Below are 1,646 nucleotides of genomic sequence, written 5' to 3' on the forward strand. Positions count from 1 at the left end.
GAGTTGCTGGGTCCAGTAGGTGATCTGGGTGGTGAAGAGGCTGTCGGGGTCGTTCTGGTCGCCGAGGAGTTCGTTCTGCCAGAGGGTGTAGTCGGTGTACTGGACCGGCAGGGGCGGCCGGTCGGGGGCGTGGCCCTGGGTGCGGGCGGTGTAGGCGTGGGTGAGGTCGCTGGCCAGCGGGCCCAGTGACCAGCCGTCACCCGCGATGTGATGCACCACCAGCAGCAGCACGCACTCCTGCGCCGACAGCTCGAACAGGTCGGCCCGCAGCGGAGGTTCGGTCGCCAGGTCGAAGGGATACCGGGCCGCCGAGGTCAGGGCGTCCGGCAGACCCGACTCGGTCGTCGGGGTGACGGTCAGGAGCGGTACGGCGGCCTCCGGGGCGAGTACCTGCTGGCACGGCACGCCCTCGGCCTCCGGGAAGACCGTCCGCAGGCTCTCGTGCCGGGCCACCACGTCGCCGAGCGCCGCGCGCAGCGCATCGCGGTCCAGGTCGCCCGTCAGCCGCAGAGCCAGCGGGATGTTGTACGTGGGGCTCGGGCCCTCCATCTTGTGGATGAACCACAGCCGGCGCTGGGCGAAGGACAACGGCATGACGCCGGGCCGCTCCCGCACCGTGAGCGCCAGCCGGCCCGGCCCCGCGGTGTCCAGCAGAGCCGCCACCGCGGCCGGGGTCGGCCCCTCGAACAGCGCGCGCAGCTCCAGCTCGACCCCGAACGCGGCCCGTATCTGGGCGATCAGCCGGGTGGCCAGCAGGGAGTGGCCGCCCAGGTCGAAGAAGCCGTCGTCCACACCGACCCGGGGCAGCCCGAGGACCTGGGCGAACAGGTCGCACACCATCTGCTCCTGCGGCGTGCGGGCCTCCCGCCCGGCCCCGGCCGACAAGAACTCGGGCGCCGGCAGCGCGGCCCGGTCCAGCTTCCCGTTGGCCGTCAGGGGAAGCCGGTCCAGCGGGACGACGGCCGTCGGCACCATGTAGTCGGGCAGCTGCTGACGAGCGTGTTCGCGCAGCTCGGCGACGAGCGCGCCGGTACCGCGGCGGGCGGCGGGGTTGGTCGTCCAGGCGGACAGGGGCGTGGTGGCAGTGCTCGTGCCGAGGGAGGCGTAGGTATCGACGGGCACGCCGTCGGCCAGCCGGTTCCGGTCGACGAAGACGACGTCCACGGTGTCGGGGTCGTGGGTGTTCCAGGTGATGCCGGTCCAGTAGCCGTGCGCCGTGCCCAGTTCGTGGAAGACCTCCGGACCGGCCAGGGAGGATGCCGTGGCGACGGGCGGCGGTGTCCCCTCGTCCAGGGCCCGCCGGACGGCGGACTCGTGGGCGAGGCGCGCGTTGGGAACTCCGGTGATCCGCAGCGCTGAAGGCCGCTCGCTCCCCAAGTGGGCCGCGAGCCCGGCCGGTTCCGCATGCTCCGACCACGGCCGGACCGTGGCGTCGGCCAGCGAGAGCGCGGCGACACCGGTCTTGTAGAGGACGGCGTCGTAGCGGTAGCGGGTCAGCTCGTTCTGCGCGGTGCCCCGCTTGAGCTGGATGTCGGTGCCGGCGAGGTCGGGCATGTGAGGCACGAGGGCCGTGAAGTACTCCGGATCGACGAGGAGTTCCTTCTCCAGCACGAGGCTCTGCTCGACGGCGCGCCGGACGGCGGCCG

At 72.8% G+C, this 1,646-nt stretch carries 1 protein-coding gene; it reads right to left on the reverse strand.

The genetic code is table 11. The features are described 5' to 3' along the window. A partial coding sequence (locus JK359_RS38445; protein ID WP_236679126.1) for a condensation domain-containing protein occupies positions 1–1,646 on the reverse strand: 1,646 nt, incomplete at both ends.

The sequence above is a fragment of the Streptomyces actinomycinicus genome (assembly GCF_016741775.1).
Taxonomy (GTDB): Bacteria; Actinomycetota; Actinomycetes; order Streptomycetales; family Streptomycetaceae; genus Streptomyces; species Streptomyces actinomycinicus.